This window comes from Aeromicrobium sp. PFPM2_SD2 (assembly GCF_057364525.1).
The window spans coordinates 1-556 of the sequence record NZ_JBNFNZ010000810.1 but is presented as its reverse complement, the minus strand read 5'-3'; the positions used below and the strand labels follow the sequence as shown (position 1 = coordinate 556).

Genomic DNA, 556 nt, shown 5'->3' with positions numbered 1-556 from the left:
GTCGGCGGCTTCGGCGGCGTGGACGGCCTGGCGTCCCACCTGCGCGAGGAGCGGGTGGACGTCGTCGTCGACGCCACCCACCCGTTCGCCGAGCGGATCAGCGCCAACGCCGCCGCCGCCTGCCCGCGGGCCGGCGTCCCGCTGCTGCGGCTGGAGCGTCCGGGCTGGTCGGTGCGCCCGGACGCCGCGACGTGGCACTGGGTGGACGACCACGACGAGGCGGCCCGGGTGGCCGCGACGCTGGGGGAGCGGTCGTTCCTGACGGTCGGCCGTCAGTCGCTGGCGCGCTTCGTCGAGCCGCTGCGCGACCACGCGTGCGTCGTGCGCGTCGTCGACCCGCCGGAGATCGACCTGCCCGCCGCGTGGACGCTCGTGCAGAGCCGCGGTCCCTACACGCACGAGCACGAGCGCGCCGCGATGGCGGGGACGGACGTCCTGGTGACGAAGGACTCCGGCGGGGAGCACACCGAGGCCAAGCTCGCGTCGCCGCCGAGCTCGGCGTCCCCGTCGTGGTCGTGCGCCGGACGGGTGCGCCCGGCGGGCGTCAGCGTCGTCG

General features: G+C 77.2%; 1 protein-coding gene. It reads left to right on the top strand.

All coding sequences use genetic code 11. The features are described 5' to 3' along the window. Positions 1-556, top strand: a 556-nt coding sequence (locus tag AC2W7G_RS18250) for a precorrin-6A/cobalt-precorrin-6A reductase (protein ID WP_485869680.1), incomplete at both ends; no start/stop codon positions are given.